Raw genomic sequence first — 17,749 nt, 5'->3', positions numbered from 1 at the left:
CGATGGCGGGGCATGTCCATATCGTCGGCGGCGGGCTGGCCGGCCTGTCGGCGGCGGTCGAGCTGGCGGGCAGCGGCGTCCGGGTGACGGTCTATGAGGCCGGGCCGGCCTGCGGCGGACGGGCGCGGTCCTATTTCGACCGGCATCTGGGCTGCCGGATCGATAACGGCAACCATCTGCTGCTGTCGGCCAATGACGCGGTGTTCCGCTATCTGGGCCTGATCGGGGCGGAGAAGACGCTGGTGGGACCGGATCGGCCGATCTTTCCCTTCGTCGATCTGGGCGACCGGTCGCGCTGGACGCTGGATCTGTCGCGCGGGCGCGTTCCCTTCTGGCTGCTGTCGAAGCACCGACGGGTGCCGGGGATGCATCTGGGGGAAATCCGGTCGCTGGATCGGCTGATGCGGGCGACGCCGGGGCAGACGGTCGCGGAATGCCTGGTGCCGGGCATGTTGTCGACCCGGCTGCTCGCGCCGTTCGCGGTCTCGGCCCTGAACACGCCGTGCGATAGCGGCAGCGCCGCCCTGCTGGGGGCGGTGATCCGCCAGAGTCTGGCCAAGGGCGGCCGGGCCTGCCTGCCGCGCTTTCCGGCCGTCGGGCTGTCGGAAAGTTTCGTCGATCCGGCGCTGGACCATCTGGCGTTGATGAAGGCGGAGGTGCGTACGGGGTGCCGCGTCTCGGCCATCCTGTCCGCCGGCGGGCGGGTGACCGGGTTGCGGCTGCCGGAGGGCGAGGTGGCGCTGGATGAGGATGATCGCCTGATCTTGGCGGTGACCGCGCCGGTGGCGGCCGACCTGCTGCCCGATCTGCGCGTGCCCGATGCCTTCGAGAGCATCGTCAACGTCCATTTCCGCCTGGACGAGGCGCCGGTGGCCCTGGGGGCGTTGGGGCGCGCCCGCTTCATCGGCGTCGTCGGCGGGATCAGCGAATGGGTGTTCGTCAAGGACGATATCCTGTCGGTGACGGTCAGTGCCGCCAACCGCTATGCCGCGCGCGACAATGACGAACTGGCGGCCGTGATCTGGGGCGAGGTGCGGGCGGCGGTGGGGCCGGCCCTGGCGCACCCCCTGCCGGAGGACATGCCCCCCATGCGCATGGTGCGTGAACGGCGCGCCACCTTCGCCGCGACCCCGGTGCAGGAACGGCTTCGGCCGGCCACGCGCACCGTGCTGGACAACCTGTTTCTGGCCGGGGACTGGACGGCGACGGGATTGCCCGCAACAATCGAAGGTGCGATCAGGTCCGGCGCGGCGGCCTCCCGCGCTGTCCGCGACCCCGGCCGGCGATGAGCCGGCCGCCGGAATTGTGAATGGCTGACATACGGACAGGTCCCGCTCAGGGGGCGGGAGACGATGGAACGATGGTGAACGCGACCGATACTCTTGAACGTCTTTCCGCCGGTGTCGCGGACCGGGCCGTGTCGATGAGCGACATCGATCGGGCGGTCGATTCCGCCCATGCGGCGCTCGGCCGCCGGCAGAACGATGACGGGCACTGGGTGTTCGAACTGGAGGCCGATGCCACCATTCCGGCGGAATATGTGCTGCTGGAACATTACCTGGACCGGATCGACCCGGCGCTGGAAGCGCGGATCGGCGTGTATCTGCGGCGTATCCAGGGCGACCATGGCGGCTGGCCGCTCTATCATGGCGGCAGGTTCGACCTCTCGGCGTCGGTGAAGGCGTATTTCGCGCTGAAGGCGATCGGCGACGATATCGACGCGCCGCACATGGCGCGGGCCCGTGCGGCCATTCTGGACCATGGCGGGGCGGAACGCAGCAACGTCTTTACCCGGTTCCAGCTTGCGCTGTTCGGCGAGGTGCCGTGGCATGCCACGCCCGCGATGCCGGTGGAGCTGATGCTGCTGCCGCGCCGCGCGTTCTTCTCGGTCTGGAACATGTCCTACTGGTCGCGGACGGTGATCGCGCCGCTGCTGGTGCTGGCGGCGCTCCGGCCGCGCGCGGTCAATCCGCGCGACGTGCATGTGCCCGAACTGTTCGTCACCCCGCCCGACCAGGTGCGGGACTGGATCCGTGGCCCCTATCGTTCGCCGCTGGGCCGGGTGTTCAAATATGTGGACAAGGTGATCCGCCCGGGCGAGCGGCTGATCCCTGAGGCGACGCGGCGCCGCGCGATCAAGGCGGCGGTCGATTTCATCGAACCGCGCCTGAACGGGGTGGACGGGCTGGGCGCGATCTATCCCGCCATGGCCAATTCCGTGATGATGTTTCGCGCGCTGGGCGTGCCCGACAGCGATCCGCGCGCCGCGACGGCGTGGGAATCGGTGCGCCGCCTGCTGATCGAACATGGGGACGAGGCCTATTGCCAGCCCTGCGTGTCGCCGATCTGGGATACCGGCCTGGCCGGCCATGCGATGATCGAGGCGGCGTCCGGTCCCGAGGGCATCCGCCCGGAAGAGACGGAAAAGGCGCTGGCCGCCGCCGCGCAGTGGCTGCGGGACCGGCAGATCCTGGACGTGAAGGGCGACTGGGCGATCAACTGCCCCGACGTGGCCCCCGGCGGCTGGGCCTTCCAGTATAACAACGATCACTACCCCGATGTGGACGATACGGCCGTGGTCGGCATGCTGCTGCATCGCGAGGGCGATCCGGCGCATCGCGAGGCGATCGAGCGCGCCCGCCAGTGGATCATCGGCATGCAGAGCAGCAATGGCGGGTGGGGTGCGTTCGATATCGACAATAATCTGGACTTCCTGAACCATATTCCCTTTGCCGACCATGGCGCGCTGCTGGACCCGCCGACCGCCGACGTGACCGCGCGCTGCGTCTCGTTCCTCGCCCAGCTCGGCAACCCCGACGACCAGCCGGTGATCGAGCGGGCGATCGCCTATCTGCGCCGAGACCAGGAGGCCGAGGGCTGCTGGTTCGGGCGGTGGGGGACCAATTACATCTACGGCACCTGGTCGGTGCTGTGCGCGCTGAATGCCGCCGGCGTTTCGCACGACGATCCGGCCGTGGTGCGCGCGGTGGACTGGCTGCGCTCGGTCCAGCGCGAGGATGGCGGCTGGGGTGAGGATTGCGCCAGCTACGAAGGCGCCACGCCGGGCGTCTATACCGAGAGCCTGCCGTCGCAGACGGCGTGGGCGACGCTGGGGCTGATGGCCGCCGGCCTGCGCGACGACCCCGCCGTGGCGCGGGGCATGGCCTATCTGGCCCGCACGCAGAAGGAAGACGGCGAATGGGACGAGGACCCGTATAATGCCGTCGGGTTCCCCAAGGTCTTTTATCTTCGGTATCACGGTTATCGGCAGTTCTTTCCGCTGATGGCGCTGGCGCGGTACCGCAACCTGGAATCGAGCAATACCCGCCGCGTCGCGTTCGGTTTCTGAACGTGTCCGGCTCTTATGGCGTCGTGGTGGGGATGGAGGCCGAGGCCGCGCTGGTCAGGGCCGCCATGCCCGCCGCGCGGGTGGGTATCAGCGGTGCCACCGCAGAGGGGGCACGGGCCGCTGTCGACGATCTGATACGGCAGGGGGCGAAGGCGCTGCTCTCGTTCGGGCTGGCGGGCGGGCTCGATCCCGACCTGCGGCCCGGCACGGTGCTGGTGCCGCGTCATGTGCGGCTGCCCGATGGGCGGCTTCTGGCGGCGGCGCCCGCGCTGCTGGCCTGGCTGGGCGATGGCCGGCCCGACCGGGTGAGCGCCGACCTGTTGCACAGCGACGACATCGTGGCGACCGCCGGGCGCAAGGGCGCGCTGTTCCGGCGCACCGGCTGCGCCGGGCTGGATATGGAAAGCGGTTTCGTTGCCGAGGGCGCCGTGCGGGCCAGGGTGCCGTTCGCGGTGCTGCGCGTGGTGTGCGACCCGGCCGGGCGGTCCCTGCCGCCGGCGGCGATTCTGGCGCTACGGCCCGATGGCCGGATCGGACTGGGCGGGATTCTGCTCAGCGTGCTGCGGCGGCCGGGGCAGATCCCTGCGTTGATCGCTTTGGGGCGAGATGCGGCACAGGCGCGCCGGCGGGCCGCGCAGGTGCTGCGGGATATCGCGTAAGGCCTTCTTTCGTCTGCCGAAAAAGAGGCAGAACGACCTTTATCCGTTCGGGAACGTTGTCTGCTTCGGGCGCGGAGCGTTTGATGCGGGTCAATGACCCGCATCCGTGTCGGGCGCTAGGATATGCGGCGTAGCGAACGACAAGGGGGCGGTGATTCGATGGCAACGGCGATTCTCGCGCTCAATGCCGGCTCGTCCAGCGTAAAATTCACCCTGTTCCATCAGGAGCCGGGCGCCGGGGCGCGCCGCATCGCCCATGGCGAGCTGGAAGGATTGCCCGCCCATCCGCATTTCCGCGCCACCGGCGCGGATGGCGCGGTGCTGGTCGACCGGACCTGGCCGGCCGCGGCCGCCGAGGGGGAGGACCCGCATGACGGTCCGGTGGCCGGCCTGCTGGACTGGGTGGCGTCGCATCTGGGGGACGTGCCGCTGCTGGGGGTGGGCCATCGCGTGGTGCATGGCGGGGGCGAATTCGCCGCGCCGATCCGCATCACGCCCGATATCCTGGCGCGGCTGGAAGCGCTGACGCCGCTGGCGCCGCTGCATCAGCCGGCCAGCCTGGGGCCGATCCGCGCCCTGCTGGCGCTGCGGCCGGACCTGCCGCAGGTCGCCTGTTTCGATACCGCCTTCCATCACACGCTGCCCGCCATCGCGACGCGCCTGCCGCTGCCGGCCAGCTATGGCGCCAGGGGCGTGCGGCGGTATGGATTTCATGGCCTGTCCTACGAATATATCGCCTCGACCCTGCCCGGCCTGTCGCCGCGGCTGGCGGCGGGGCGGACGATCGTGGCGCATCTGGGCAACGGTGCCAGCCTGTGCGCCCTGGCGGCAGGGCGCAGTATCGAGACCACGATGGGGTTCTCGGTGCTGGATGGGCTGGTGATGGGCACGCGCTGCGGGCAGATCGATCCCGGCGTGCTGCTGTACATGATGCGCGCCGAAGGGCTGGATGCGGCGGGGATCGAGGCCGTGCTGTATCATCAGGCCGGGCTGCTGGGCCTGTCGGGTGTGTCCAGCGACATGCGCGACTTGCAGGATCGGGCGGCCGGCGACGAGGCCGCCCGCGCGGCGCTGGAGATGTTCACCTATCGGCTGGCGCAGCAGGCCGGCGCCATGATCCCGGTGCTGGGCGGGCTGGACGGGCTGGTCTTTACCGCCGGGATCGGCGAGCATGACGCCGCCATCCGGCAGGCGGCCTGTGCCCGCCTGTCCTGGCTGGGCGTGCGGCTGGATCCGGCCGCCAACGAAGCCCATGCGGCGGTGATCAGCACGCCGGACAGCACGGTGGAAGTGCGGGTGATCCCGACGGATGAGGAAAGCATGATCCGTCGGCACGTCGTGGCCACTCTCACGTCGCCACAAGCCGGCGCGGGCATCATGCCGGCCGGAAACGTCAAAGGGAAGGAACGAACATGAACGAGCCCCTGTCCGAGGCCCCGTCGATCGCGCCTCTTTCGGACTCCGAACTCGCCCTGTTCAACCGCTGGTGGCATGCCGCCAACTATCTGTCGGTCGGCCAGATCTACCTGATGGCCAATCCGCTGCTGCGCGAGCCGTTGCAACTGGACCATACCAAGCCGCGCCTGCTGGGCCATTGGGGCACCACGCCGGGGCTGAATTTCCTCTGGCTGCATCTGAATCGCGTCATCCGGGCGCGCGATACGTCCGTGCTGTTCATCGCCGGGCCGGGGCACGGGGCGCCGGGCATCGTCGCCAGCACCTACCTGGAAGGCACCTACAGCGAATATTTCCCCGAGGTGTCGCAGGATCTGGAGGGGCTGGGGCGGCTGATGAAGCAGTTCTCGTTCCCCGGCGGCATTCCCAGCCATGCGGCGGCCACCACGCCCGGGTCGATCCATGAGGGCGGCGAACTGGGTTATTCGCTGTCGCACGCCTATGGCGCGGCGTTCGATAATCCGGACCTGGTGGTTGCCTGCGTCATCGGCGATGGCGAGGCCGAGACCGGGCCGCTGGCGACGTCGTGGCACAGCAACAAGTTCGTCGACCCCGCGACCGACGGCGCGGTGCTGCCGATCCTGCATCTGAACGGCTACAAGATCGCCAACCCGACGGTCCTGGCCCGGATCGCGCCCAGGGAACTGGCCGCGTTGCTGCGCGGCTACGGCTATGATCCGATCTTCGTCGAGGGGCACGATCCCGACCCGATGCACCAGAAGATGGCGGCGGCCATGGATCTGGCGTTCGATCGCATCGCCGCCATCCAGAAGGCGGCGCGCGAGGACGGGAAGACGGAGCGCCCGGCCTGGCCGATGATCGTGCTGCGCAGCCCCAAGGGCTGGACCGGGCCGAAGGAGGTCGACGGGCTGCGGACCGAGGGGTACTGGCGGTCGCATCAGGTTCCGTTCTCCGACATGACGCATCCGGGCCATCTCCAGGCGCTGGAAACCTGGCTGCGCAGCTACAGGCCGGAGGACCTGTTCGACGAATCCGGGCGGCTGTTCCCCGAGATCGCGGCGCTGGCCCCCGTCGGCACGAAGCGGATGAGCGCCAACCCGCATGCCAATGGCGGCCAGTTGAAGCGGCCGCTGCGGCTGCCCGACATCGCCGATTACGCGGTTGCGGTCACCAGTCCGGGGCATGAGACCGGCGAGAGCACGCGCGTCATGGGCGCATGGCTGCGCGATGTGATGAAGCTGAACCTGGAATCGCGGAATTTCCGCGTTCTCGCGCCGGATGAAAACAACTCCAACCGCCTGAACGCGGTGCTGGAGGTGACGAACCGGGCGTGGAACGCCGAAACGCTGGATTACGACGACCATCTGGCGCGTGACGGCCATGTGATGGAGATCCTGAGCGAGCATACCTGCCAGGGATGGCTGGAAGGCTATCTGCTGACCGGGCGGCATGGCTTCCTGTCCTGCTACGAGGCGTTCATCCACATTGTCGATTCGATGGTGAACCAGCATGCCAAGTGGCTGAAGACGGCGGCCGAGGTGCCGTGGCGGCGGTCGATCGCGTCGCTGAACTATCTGCTGACCTCGCATGTCTGGCGGCAGGACCATAACGGGTTCAGCCATCAGGACCCGGGCTTCATCGACCATGTGATCAACAAGAAGGCGGAGTTCGTCCGCGTCTATCTGCCGCCCGATGCCAATACCCTGCTGTGGACGACCGCCCATTGCCTGCAAAGCTGGGACCGCATCAACGTGATCGTGGCCGGCAAGCAGCCGGAGCCGCAATGGCTGGGGCTGGACGATGCGATCCGCCATTGCGAGGCGGGCATCGGCATCTGGGAATGGGCCAGCAACGACAAGGGCGGCGAGCCGGACGTGGTGATGGCCTGCGCCGGCGACGTGCCGACGCTGGAGACGCTGGCGGCGGTCAAGCTGCTGCGTGAGCATGCACCGGACCTGAAGGTGCGGGTGGTCAATGTCGTGGACCTGATGACGCTGGATTCTCCCAGCCAGCATCCGCACGGCCTGGACGATGCCAGTTTCGACGCGCTGTTCACCCTCGACCGGCCGGTGATCTTCGCCTTCCATGGCTATCCGCAACTGATCCACAAGCTGATCTACCGCCGGGCGAACGCGCGGAATTTCCATGTCCACGGGTTCCGCGAGGAAGGATCGACCACGACGCCGTTCGACATGGTGGTACGCAACCATCTCGACCGGTTCCATCTGGTGTCGAACGTGATCGACCGCGTGCCGGGGCTGGCCACCCGCGCCGCCTATGCCAAGCAGGCGATCCGCGACAAGCTGGTCGATCATGCCCGCTATATCGCGGAACATGGCCGCGACATGCCGGAGATCGAGGCCTGGCGCTGGTCGTAGGACCGCGCATGCCGGCTGAGTGAGCGTGCTGGCAAGCATATATTAATCAGGAGGCTGTACACCGCCCTCGCGGGCATTGCGCGGGAGGGCGGTGGTTGGAATTCTCGATCCATGTCGAGACCGGGACGCCCGGCATGGCCCTTGGCTTTCCGGCGGCGGCCCTTCGGGCCTGCGCGGGTGACGAGGTCGGGCTGCTGCTGGATGGTGCCTATCGCGGGCGCGTGCGCCTGCGGCGGAAGCGGGGACGTGTCTTCGTCAGCCTGCCGACTTATACGCTGGCGCGGGAACTCGATCTGCTCGATCCTGAAAACGGGCGGAGCATCCTGGGGAAAAGCTGTTTCATCCTGCCCTGTTATGCATTCGGGATCGGCACGGTCACCTTTGCCGACCGGGCGGTCGTCGGCGGGTTCTCGGTGTCGGGCCTGGACGATCAGGTGCAGGTCGACTGTCTGGAGAATGGCCATGTCCTGATGCGCGGGTTCGCCCGGCGCGTCGTGGATGCGCGCTATCGGTTCAGCCTGCCCTTTCCCCGCATGCTGACGCAGGACCGGCCGGCGGCATGCATGTTCCGCATCGCGGGGCTGCCGCTGGACGGGCCGCCCCTGCTGGTGACCATGACGATGCTGGGGGTGCGGGGCCATGTCGATCCATCCCGGGCGGGGGAGGTGGCCGGCTGGGTGTGCGACCTGAACGCGCCGGAACGGCGGGTGGCGGTGGACCTGGTGCGCGACGGCGTGGTGGTGCAGACCGTCATGGCGGACCGGCCGCGCGCCGACCTGCTGGCAGCGGGCATCGGTGACGGGCAGGGGGGATTTTCCTTCACGCTGCCGCGGGATGGCTCTTTTTCCGAACCGACCGAAATTTCGGTCGTCCTGTCGGGGACGGCGCTGAACCTGGTCAACAGTCCGCTGGCGGTGTCCGCGCCGCCCGCCGTGCGCGGCGTGTTCGATCGTCTGCATGGCATGTCCGCTCATGGCTGGGCGCTGAACCTGACGGACCCGAAGCGCCCGGTCGAGGTCGAGGCCGTCTGCGGTGAGCGTGTTCTGGCGCGGGCGACCGCGAACCTGTTTCGCGGCGATCTGCTGGAGGCGGGGCTGAACGATGGGTTCTGCGCCTACAAGATCGATCTCGGGGAGCAGATGCTGGACCTGCTGGGGCAGGAGATCGTTGTCCGCGTCGCGGGCCGGCCCGGCATGGTTCTGGAAGGCGCGCCCCGGATCGCGACGCAGAACCCCAACCTGCTGCGCTATCTGAAGCCGGGGCGCGGGCTCGACCCCTCGGTGCTGCCGCGCCTGCGCCGGGCGCTGGATCGGCGGGTGGGCGCGCTGGTCCTGTCGATCATCATGCCGGTTCATGACACGCCGCAGGAGTGGCTGGTCCGGGCGGTCGAGAGCGTGCTTGCGCAATGGTGCGGGCATTGGGAACTGATCTGTGTCGACGATCGCTCGACAGCGCCGCATGTGGCGGCGGTGCTGGGGGCCTTCGCGCGACGGGACCGGCGCATCCGGGTTCTGGCGTCGCAGGCCAATGGCGGCATCGCGCGGGCGACGAACCTGGGCCTGCGCGCGGCGTGCGGCGATTACGTCACGTTCCTGGACCATGACGATTGCCTGGAACCCGACGCGGTCTATCATCTGTTGAAGGCGGCGCGGGACAGCGATGCCGACTTCATCTATTCCGACGAAGCCACGACCGACGAGAATATCGACAGCATCGCCGAGATCAAGGCGCGGCCGGCCTTTTCCTACGATTACTATCTGTCGCATCCGTATTTCGTGCATATGCTGTGCATTCGCCGGCGCATCGCCTACGAGATCGGCGGGTGGGACGAAGGAATGGCGATTTCGGCCGATGTCGATTTCGTGCTGAGGGCTTTGGGACGGGTCGAGACGATCGCCCATGTCCCGCGCGTGCTCTATCGCTGGCGCACCCATGGCGGCAGTGCCGGGCATAGCAGGCAGGATGCCGTCATGCAGGCGACGCGCGGCGCGATCCAGCGGCATCTGGACCGGCACCATCCGGGGGCGACGGTTTCGGACGGGGCGGGCTTCAACCAGTTTCGTGTCGACTGGCCTGCGGCGCGGGGGCGGATCCTGATTGTGATTCCGACCAAAAACAAGGCCGATCTGGTCCGTGCGGCGATTGAATCGATCGAACGCACCGCGCGGGGAGAGGATTACCGGATTGTGGTGGTCGATCACGAATCGACCGATCCGGAGGCGATCGGGTATTTCGCGTCGCTCGGCGGCCGGCATGTCGTCATGCCGTATCGTGGGGACTTCAATTATTCCCGTATCAACAACCAGGCGGTGCGGAAATATGGCGGGGACGCGGAGTTCGTCCTGTTTCTGAACAACGATGTCGAGGCCACGAGCGCGGGCTGGCTGGACCGCATGCGCCGGCTGGCGAACCGGCCGGAAGTCGGGGTGGTGGGGGCTTTGCTGCTTTATCCCGACCGGCGGGTGCAGCATGCCGGTGTGATCCTGGGATTCAATGGCTCGGCGGACCATGCCTTCAAGTTCGGCGATGTGTATGGGCCGGGCGATGCGAGGGTTCTTGGCTATAATTGCAGCCTGACGTCGGTGCGCGATTTTTCGGCCGTCACCGCCGCCTGCATGATGATGCGGCGCGCCGTCTTCGAGCAGGTCGGCGGATTCGATGAATCCTTCAAGATCGGATTCAACGATACCGATCTGTGCCTGCGCGTGCGCGAGGCCGGGTTCAAGGTGCTGTATGACGGCCATACCGTGCTGTATCATTACGAGAGCGCCACGCGCAGCGTGACGAAGCAGGTCATGCACCCCGAGGATACGCGGCGGATGCTGGAACGCCATGCCGGAATCCTGCGCGATGGCGACCCGTTCTATAATCCGAACCTCAGCGTAACGGTGCAGGACCATGTGCTGCGCGACGATGATGGTTGTGGACGGGGTGCGGTGCGCGTGGTTGGCCCGACAAAGCAACTATGGCGAAATCCGGCCATCGAAGGGCGAGTTATTCCTTAATCTGTGTATAAAAAGGGAATTTTATGTATGTCCTATCAACATTACGAAGAACTGATCTGGAATCTCAACGTCCACGGGCTGCTTAATCAGCCCCCGATCGATCCTTATTGTTGGGCGGGTGCTGTTCACAGCGAACTTCAGATATTCGGAATGAATGCTCCTTTGAAAACGCCAGAAGGAGCGTGGACGCCATTTATGGCGGCCGCAGTGGTGGTGATGGTGAAAGACGAAGGGGACATTATTGGAGAAAACCTCACATGGTTGCATCATATTGGCATTCGACGTTTTATCGTGCTCAATAATGGATCAACTGACGACACCGGAGAAATATTAAAAAGATTTAATACTATCCATAAGGACGTTGAACTTCTTGTCCTGAGCGACCCGTTGGTGCGTTACATGCAAGCGGAAAAAACGACGGGTCTGTATCGCTTGGCCATTTCCATCTGGCCCGATATCCGCTGGGTGATCCCGGTGGATGCGGACGAATTTTTGATTGCGGAACATGGGATCGCTGTACTGGATAAAATAGACAGTCGATTCGATGCGGTTTCAATACCAAAAACCATTCATTTTCGTAATAAGGATCTGAGTTGTAACGGTTCCTCGTCTATGCAGAGAATGAATTTACGAAGTCCGCTCTTTGTCGTGCCTCCGAAGATTATCGGACGTAATAATCTGTTCATGGCCATTGAACAGGGGAATCACAAAATTAACTTGGTCGATAATCGAGCCCCCGTCTATATTGGCGGATTTCAGTTTGGCCTTTATTACAGAGAATTTCCAATCCGGTCATTTTCACATTTCCTGAGAAAAATCGCAAACGGCGGTAAGGCGATCAAGGAAGCCGAGGCCTTTCTTGGGCGGAAAGTCGGTGGCGAACATTGGGTTCGTTTTTACGAACAACTGCAATCCGGCGGTGAACAGGGACTGTTTGAAATCTATCAGCGCGATTGGACAAAGCGTGAAGGGGAGAATTGTATCCTCGATCCATTCGTTGTGGATGCCAGCGCCCTGGAACCCTGATCACAAATGCGGACTGAGGATAATCGGGCACGCGCTTAATTCGTCTATATATATTTTTGGAACATGAAAGAAAAAAAATGGACTATATAACTTATAACGGAACGGATGCAGGGTTAACCAATCAGAAAATCGCGATAATCGGTTTGTCTCATCGTGCGATGAGGGAAAAAAAAGGCATAAAACTTCCTCCAATGGTTGTCTTCGACCCACTTCAGGCGGAAAAGGGCAGGCGTGTTCCTTTTTCTGTTCTATATAATATAGAAAATATCGTTCGTGTACTTGAATCTTTTTCAATACCCGTAAAGGAATTCGCGTCGGGTGACGATCACGACGTTGATGCGTCGGAGTGTTTTTGGGAAGGTGCGGAACGTTTTGGGGAGATCAGAACGCAGGGAGATGCTGCGCTATATGACTTAACATGTCAGATTTCCAGGTCATTTAATCTGAATAATAACATTTTGAATCTCGCTCGCCCGATATCAGAATGCATATTTGGTGAAAAAAAAATTGATTATTGTATTCAAATGCGAATTGAAAAGGACTGGGAGTCATATAGTTATAGTGTTCTGCATCGCCACTCATCTGAAGACAATTTCCCTACGCCATTGAGGATTTTGTCCAAAGCAAAGCGGAAATTTGGCGAATCTTTATCTTCAGCTTTTGTGATGTCCGATGAAAAAAATATGACCATCCCAAAAGAGGATATAAATAAAATTGCGCAAAATGAAGTGGGTGTCTCTCTTTTTTGGAAATCAGACTTCATTGATGTGAGTCAATATGATTCGCTAACATTGTCTATGATTGACTTTTTCCTTGCATCAGGCGCTAGAAATTTCATAGGGACGAGCCAATCAACGTTTTCCTGTTTTGCAGCATTTGAAAAATACTGCAAAACGCGACAGTCCGTCAGGGGGCATTATATATATAATGGTGAGTCTGGCGGAATAGATGAAAGATTTGATAATGGCATATGTACAAACTCGTCGCTCGCAATCGACAGGACTTTTCTCAGGGAGCCGTTTTTTGACAGAACACCACATGATGTTGCGTTCCCGATGGAAATTTCGGCTCATGTTTCAAATTTTGGCGAATATATAACAAAGAACTCTGTATGCAGTTTTCCTCTTGGATTGGATATAGTTGTCGGTTCCAGATACAATCCAGATATGTATCGCATAGAAGGTTTTTTCATCAGTCTTGACGGAGCGAGTCTTCGCCTGCGCTACAAGGCCCTTCTTGGCAATGGTGTGGAAACCGAATGGGTTTCAAATGGGGAGTATTGCGGCACGCGTGGTAAGCATCTCTCACTGTCCGGTTTTGCCGTGGAGATTGTAGGTCCCTCAAGGCTTGAGCTTGAGTGCGTCTACGCCGCGGTTTTTTCTGAGGATCAGGATATTGTGACCGCGAAAGATGGAGAGCTTTGTAAAACGCCCAGTGGAAACGGAAAATTATTATCTTTTCAGTTATCCTTTAGAAAAAGAGTTCGGTAAATTCTTTGGAAAATTGATGCATGGAAGTGGAATGGCGAGGCGCTGCTTCAGGAACTGGCAAACGGCGGCGTTGCAAACGAGAGCGTTTTCATCACATGATACGGAAACTCGCCTTGCTCTTGGCTATGCTTGCGTTTCTAGGCGTCGCATATGCAGACACACCTTTGTCCACAGCGAGAAAGAACCGTGAGACCGTGCTGTGGCGTTTTTTTGATCCCGTGATCGTCGACAATACTATTGCGCCATTCGTCACCAGTGGCGATGTTATGGAATCCTATTCGATTGATGCCCTGACCTATGCGCGCCGATGGAACCATGGTTTGTCGGAAGCGCCAATCATGCGGTTGGCCCTCGATAACTGGGCAACCGATTGGCACACCGATTATAAAGGCCCTGAAGGCTCTACCGGTCTCGAAGTGTCCGCTTATGCCCATTCGGGTTCGAACGGGAATACCGTCGGCACACATGTGAATCTCTACAGTTACGGGACCAATAATGGGGCTGCTCTGGACCAGGGTTATGCGGTCGGCGTGGTCAAGGGTGGAACCAACGGTGTCTGGGGGTTTGCCGGACAGATCACCGATACGACTCACGCGCAACCCGTTGGCGAGACATGGGGGATGGAATTCGACATCATGGCGAATGGGGATGATCTCCCTGTGTCGCAATATGATGTCAGCCGATCAAACCGGGTCTTCTACTTTCTGTCTGCAAAAACGCTGACTGTTCCCGCCTGGTCGGCGTTCACGTCATATTCTGCTTCTGATGCCATTTCTGCAAGCTTTCGCGGAGAATGTGGAATCTTCAAGGCTATCGTGCCGGGGAGGAGCGGAGCGTCAGCCCCCCCTTGGGATTCAAATGACGTTGTAATCGATAATAGTGTGACCTGGTCCTTCTCCGAAATGTGTCAAAACGTCGTGGGAGCTGGTTTTGAATTCACAACAGATAGCAATTCGCGTTTTAATACAGGGATCGGTTCGTCACGGGTAACATATGACAATGCCTTCATAGACCTGGCACTTGCCAGGAACAACATGAATGTTGCGGCTGGTGCGATGATCCGTTTTCCGCTCGACGGTATCATGGACTGGTCAGCTGACGGTACTGCGGAGGGCAAGAATCGGCACATCATGTTCTATGATAGGAAAGCAGGATTCCTATACGTGGCGAACAATGCTGTCCGAATGGCCATTCATGATGACGGTTCGATTGTACTCCCGGGGTCGGTCCACACCGGCTCCCTTGTTTTGAAGGGAACGATGCAACTTCAGCCTTTATCCAGGACGGCTATCCTTGGCATCACGACAGCCAAAGAAGGGATGATGTTGAACGACAGCACTGATCATGTTCCAGTCATCTATGAACACGGACATTGGTATCCCTTGAAGCTCGGACATGAAATCGCGAACTGACGGGTTGCGAGGGAATATAGCGCGAAATTATATCAAGTTGACAAAAAGGCCGGCAGATAAATTTTTCTGACCTGAGCGTGGCCCTATTCATCCGGTCGAGGTCAGAATCCCCTCGATCAGCCGGGTATAGAGGCGATAATCGTTCTCCATGGCGATGTGAGCCTGCATATTATAGCGCAGCCGGGCCCATAATGTCGGATTGTCGTACGCGTTGGTGATAACGCGGAGGAAGTCCGTCGAGTCGTTCGCGCGTGCCCAAAGAATCTCGTCACCATCGGCCCAGTCCAGTTGCCGGCAGAGAATGTCGGACGCGACGGCTGGCAGGCCATGTGCGGCAGCCTCGTGGAGTTTGTAGGGGATGCCGGCCGCGTAGCGGGTGGGTGCGATGAACAGCCGGGCGCTGTCGTAAAATTGCGTTAGGTCGGCCTGTTCGCCGAGATAGACGATGCGCGGCGATTGCGGCAGGCCGGCCAGCGAAGCTGCCGGTCCGATATGGCCGGCCACCAACAGTTTTGCATCGTCGGGTAGCAAGGGTTCCAGCATCGGCCACAATTGTGTCACCAGCCACTCCAGGGCGTCGAAATTCGGTGAATCGCGATGATGGATCGCGCCGACGAAGAGCAGGCCGGATCGTTCGGTCCACGGTCTGCCGCCTGGGCGGGGGGTCTGCATGTGGCCCAACACGCGAACGTCGGCGAAGCCGTGGTCGCTCAGCAGGCGGGCGTCGCGGGCATTGACGGCGACGATTCGGCTGGCGATGAACAGACATTCGAACTCAGCGCGCAGACGCTCCGTCAGGCTGGGCATCTGTTCGTCGGTCATGCCGTGCAGCCGGTCCTTCTGCTCGTCGCGGACCGCGCTGACGGCCTCGGTATCCGCGACGAGCATGGTTTGGGGCATCAGGTGGGCCGTTTGCTCGATCACCGGGATCAGCCGGCGGACATTCTGGGTGCGGGACACCCAGATCACATCATAAAGCCCGGCGCGCTGCGCGAGGAAACGCTCCAGGTCAGGCAGGTCGCGGTCCCATATGATCTCCACCGTGTCGGGAAAGGCGGCATGAAGATGGCTTGGATGAACCAGCGGCTTGAAAATCGGGAAGAGGGTGACTTCATGCCCCGCCATTGCCATCGTCGTGACGATATCGTTCGCGCGTGTGAAGCCGGAGCCGTACTGTCGGAGGGGAATCTGATCCTCGACAAACAGGATGCGCCGGGCACCGGGCCGGAATGGGGAGCGGGCGGTGGCGATGGTGCGTTCGGACCGGACGAGCTTGCGCGCCAGGAAGTCGGTATGACGGCCGTTGAAGATCAGCCGGTTGCGGTTGATGTAGCCTGCCCCGGAGGTGTGGTCCGAGGAGCCGTATTCGTAATGGATGGCGTTTATCGACGGATCGTAGACGACCTCGGATCCGGATTTCCAGACCCGGACGCAATAATCCGTTTCCTCATAATAGGCCGGAATATAAGCTTCGTCGAAGCCGCCGAGGCGACGCAGGAGGTCGGTACGGGTGAACAGGCAGGCGCCGGAGCATGTATCGACCCGACGGACGAAATTCGCCTCCGGACTGTCGGGGCGTCTGCCTCGCAGATAGCCGGCGACGCTACCGTCGCGAAAGATGATCGTACCGGCTTCCTGGAGCAATCCATTGGTGCGAATCAGCTTCGCTCCGATGACTCCGGTAGAAGAATGGCGGCGGAAATGCTGCAAGGCGGCCGCGATCGATCCGGGCTGGATTTCGGTATCGTTGTTCAGGAACAGGACGAAGGGGGCGGCAACATGCTCGATTGCGGCGTTGCACGCCCGAACGAAGCCGACATTGCCGGGGAGGCGCAGAATCGTGGCCCCTCTGACATAGCGTTCCAGATCGCGCGTCTCGTCCTGGGAGCCGCCATCGACCAGGATCAACTGGATGCCTCCGTCATGCGATGCGCGCAGTGCCGTCAGGGCATTGATGGTCATGTCGAAATGATTGTGCAGGGCGATGATGACGCTGACATCCGGCCGTCCGTGCGAGAAATCGAGCGGCCGGCGAGCGGCATTGAACGACAGGACGGTACATTTCTTCTCGAACGCGTATTTCGTGGCGTCTTCCGTCTGTTCGAGAATGGCGTCGATATCGGGGGGGGCACCCTTGTCCCGGCAATAGGCGATGAAGGGATTCGGACGGCGACCGCTCCGCAGATCTTCCTGAACGGCAGGGACGCAGGCGTAGCGGGCCAGATCGACGTCAGGGTGCGGCTGACGGCGTTCCCTCAATCCGTAGAGGAGGAAATGCTCGTATCCGCTGTTGAATTGGCCGGAAAGGATGGCGTCGCGAATGTCCGGATTGGACTGCACATAGAAACGTTCGGAAAAATACGGGCAGGGGTCGAAGTGCCCGTCACTCTTGTTGTGCAGGTAGTGATGGAGGATCGAACGCCATTCGCCGCGCCGGATGGCGTCGAGAACCTGCGGGTAGGTGGCCATGTACCAGTCGGTATCGAACCACGCGCTGTTGGAATATCCAGAAGGATGCAAAAGATAATGGGAAAACGGGGTCCGGATGATCTCGTTCGTGGTCGATTTTATATATTCGAGCGGATCGAAGAACCATGAGCCGGTGCGGAACTCGGCATCGCCGAAGCGGAGGTAGTGGTCGTATCCGTTGCGCAGGCTGGAGTCGTTGAGCAGCAGGCGGCCGATGTCGGGATTGGTGGTGACATAATATTGTTCACTGAACAGCCAGTGGGGGTTTCGATCGCGATGGCCGGCCTTCCGGTAGTGATCGAATCCGGACAGGTAGCGCCCCTGGTCGATGGCCTGGCGCACGTCAGGATAACGCGCGACATAATAGCGTTCGTCGAAATATGGATTGGGCGAGTAGCCGCAGAGTCCGGCAAGCCGCGGCAGATCGCCGATATCGGCCGTGTCGCCGCCAATGATCTCCCGGGTTTCCGGATAGGTATCCCTTATCCAGGCGAGATCAAAATGGTCCCAGGAGTATCGGTAGGGTAAGGCGTTGTCTGGCATGG

At 61.8% G+C, this 17,749-nt stretch carries 10 protein-coding genes; 9 read left to right on the top strand and 1 reads right to left on the bottom strand.

Features of this window, described 5'->3' with window-relative positions; translation table 11 throughout:
• Nucleotides 1-2: 2 nt before the first annotated feature.
• The 9 genes from hpnE (at nucleotide 3) to HLH48_RS14025 (ending at nucleotide 14,735) form a co-directional block, all read left to right on the top strand.
• The gene (hpnE, locus tag HLH48_RS14065; protein ID WP_182998111.1) at nucleotides 3-1,289 is read left to right on the top strand and encodes a hydroxysqualene dehydroxylase HpnE; all 1,287 of its coding nucleotides are present in this window, start codon (nucleotides 3-5) and stop codon (nucleotides 1,287-1,289) included.
• 134 nt (nucleotides 1,290-1,423) lie between these two features.
• Nucleotides 1,424-3,349, top strand: a complete 1,926-nt coding sequence (gene shc / locus HLH48_RS14060; protein ID WP_373320209.1) for a squalene--hopene cyclase — start codon at nucleotides 1,424-1,426, stop codon at nucleotides 3,347-3,349.
• A 32-nt stretch (nucleotides 3,350-3,381) separates the two neighbouring features.
• Nucleotides 3,382-4,008, top strand: coding sequence for a nucleoside phosphorylase-I family protein (locus tag HLH48_RS14055; protein WP_182998142.1), 627 nt, complete (start codon nucleotides 3,382-3,384; stop codon nucleotides 4,006-4,008).
• 159 nt (nucleotides 4,009-4,167) lie between these two features.
• Entirely contained in the window at nucleotides 4,168-5,424 is a 1,257-nt protein-coding gene (locus tag HLH48_RS14050) for an acetate/propionate family kinase (RefSeq protein WP_182998109.1), read from the top strand.
• A gap of 8 nt (nucleotides 5,425-5,432) precedes the next feature.
• Nucleotides 5,433-7,802, top strand: coding sequence for a phosphoketolase family protein (locus HLH48_RS14045; protein ID WP_220795133.1), 2,370 nt, complete (start codon nucleotides 5,433-5,435; stop codon nucleotides 7,800-7,802).
• A 95-nt stretch (nucleotides 7,803-7,897) separates the two neighbouring features.
• Nucleotides 7,898-10,807, top strand: coding sequence for a glycosyltransferase family 2 protein (locus HLH48_RS14040; RefSeq protein ID WP_246387338.1), 2,910 nt, complete (start codon nucleotides 7,898-7,900; stop codon nucleotides 10,805-10,807).
• Nucleotides 10,808-10,834: 27 nt separating this feature from the next.
• Complete coding sequence (locus HLH48_RS14035; protein WP_182998107.1) at nucleotides 10,835-11,833, top strand: glycosyltransferase family 2 protein; 999 nt, start codon at nucleotides 10,835-10,837, stop codon at nucleotides 11,831-11,833.
• A 77-nt stretch (nucleotides 11,834-11,910) separates the two neighbouring features.
• Nucleotides 11,911-13,323: a hypothetical protein gene (locus HLH48_RS14030; RefSeq protein ID WP_182998106.1), complete on the top strand. Its 1,413-nt coding sequence runs from the start codon at nucleotides 11,911-11,913 to the stop codon at nucleotides 13,321-13,323.
• A 20-nt stretch (nucleotides 13,324-13,343) separates the two neighbouring features.
• Complete coding sequence (locus HLH48_RS14025) at nucleotides 13,344-14,735, top strand: hypothetical protein (protein WP_182998105.1); 1,392 nt, start codon at nucleotides 13,344-13,346, stop codon at nucleotides 14,733-14,735.
• 87 nt (nucleotides 14,736-14,822) lie between these two features.
• On the opposite strand, the gene HLH48_RS14020 is transcribed toward HLH48_RS14025, so the two are convergent.
• Complete coding sequence (locus tag HLH48_RS14020) at nucleotides 14,823-17,747, bottom strand: glycosyltransferase (protein ID WP_182998104.1); 2,925 nt, start codon at nucleotides 17,745-17,747, stop codon at nucleotides 14,823-14,825.
• Between the last annotated feature and the right edge of the window lie 2 nt (nucleotides 17,748-17,749).

The organism is Gluconacetobacter sacchari (assembly GCF_014174255.1).
In the GTDB taxonomy this organism is placed as follows: domain Bacteria; phylum Pseudomonadota; class Alphaproteobacteria; order Acetobacterales; family Acetobacteraceae; genus Gluconacetobacter; species Gluconacetobacter sacchari.
Note: the sequence above shows the minus strand (reverse complement) of the source record. Positions and strands in the feature narration are given on the sequence as shown.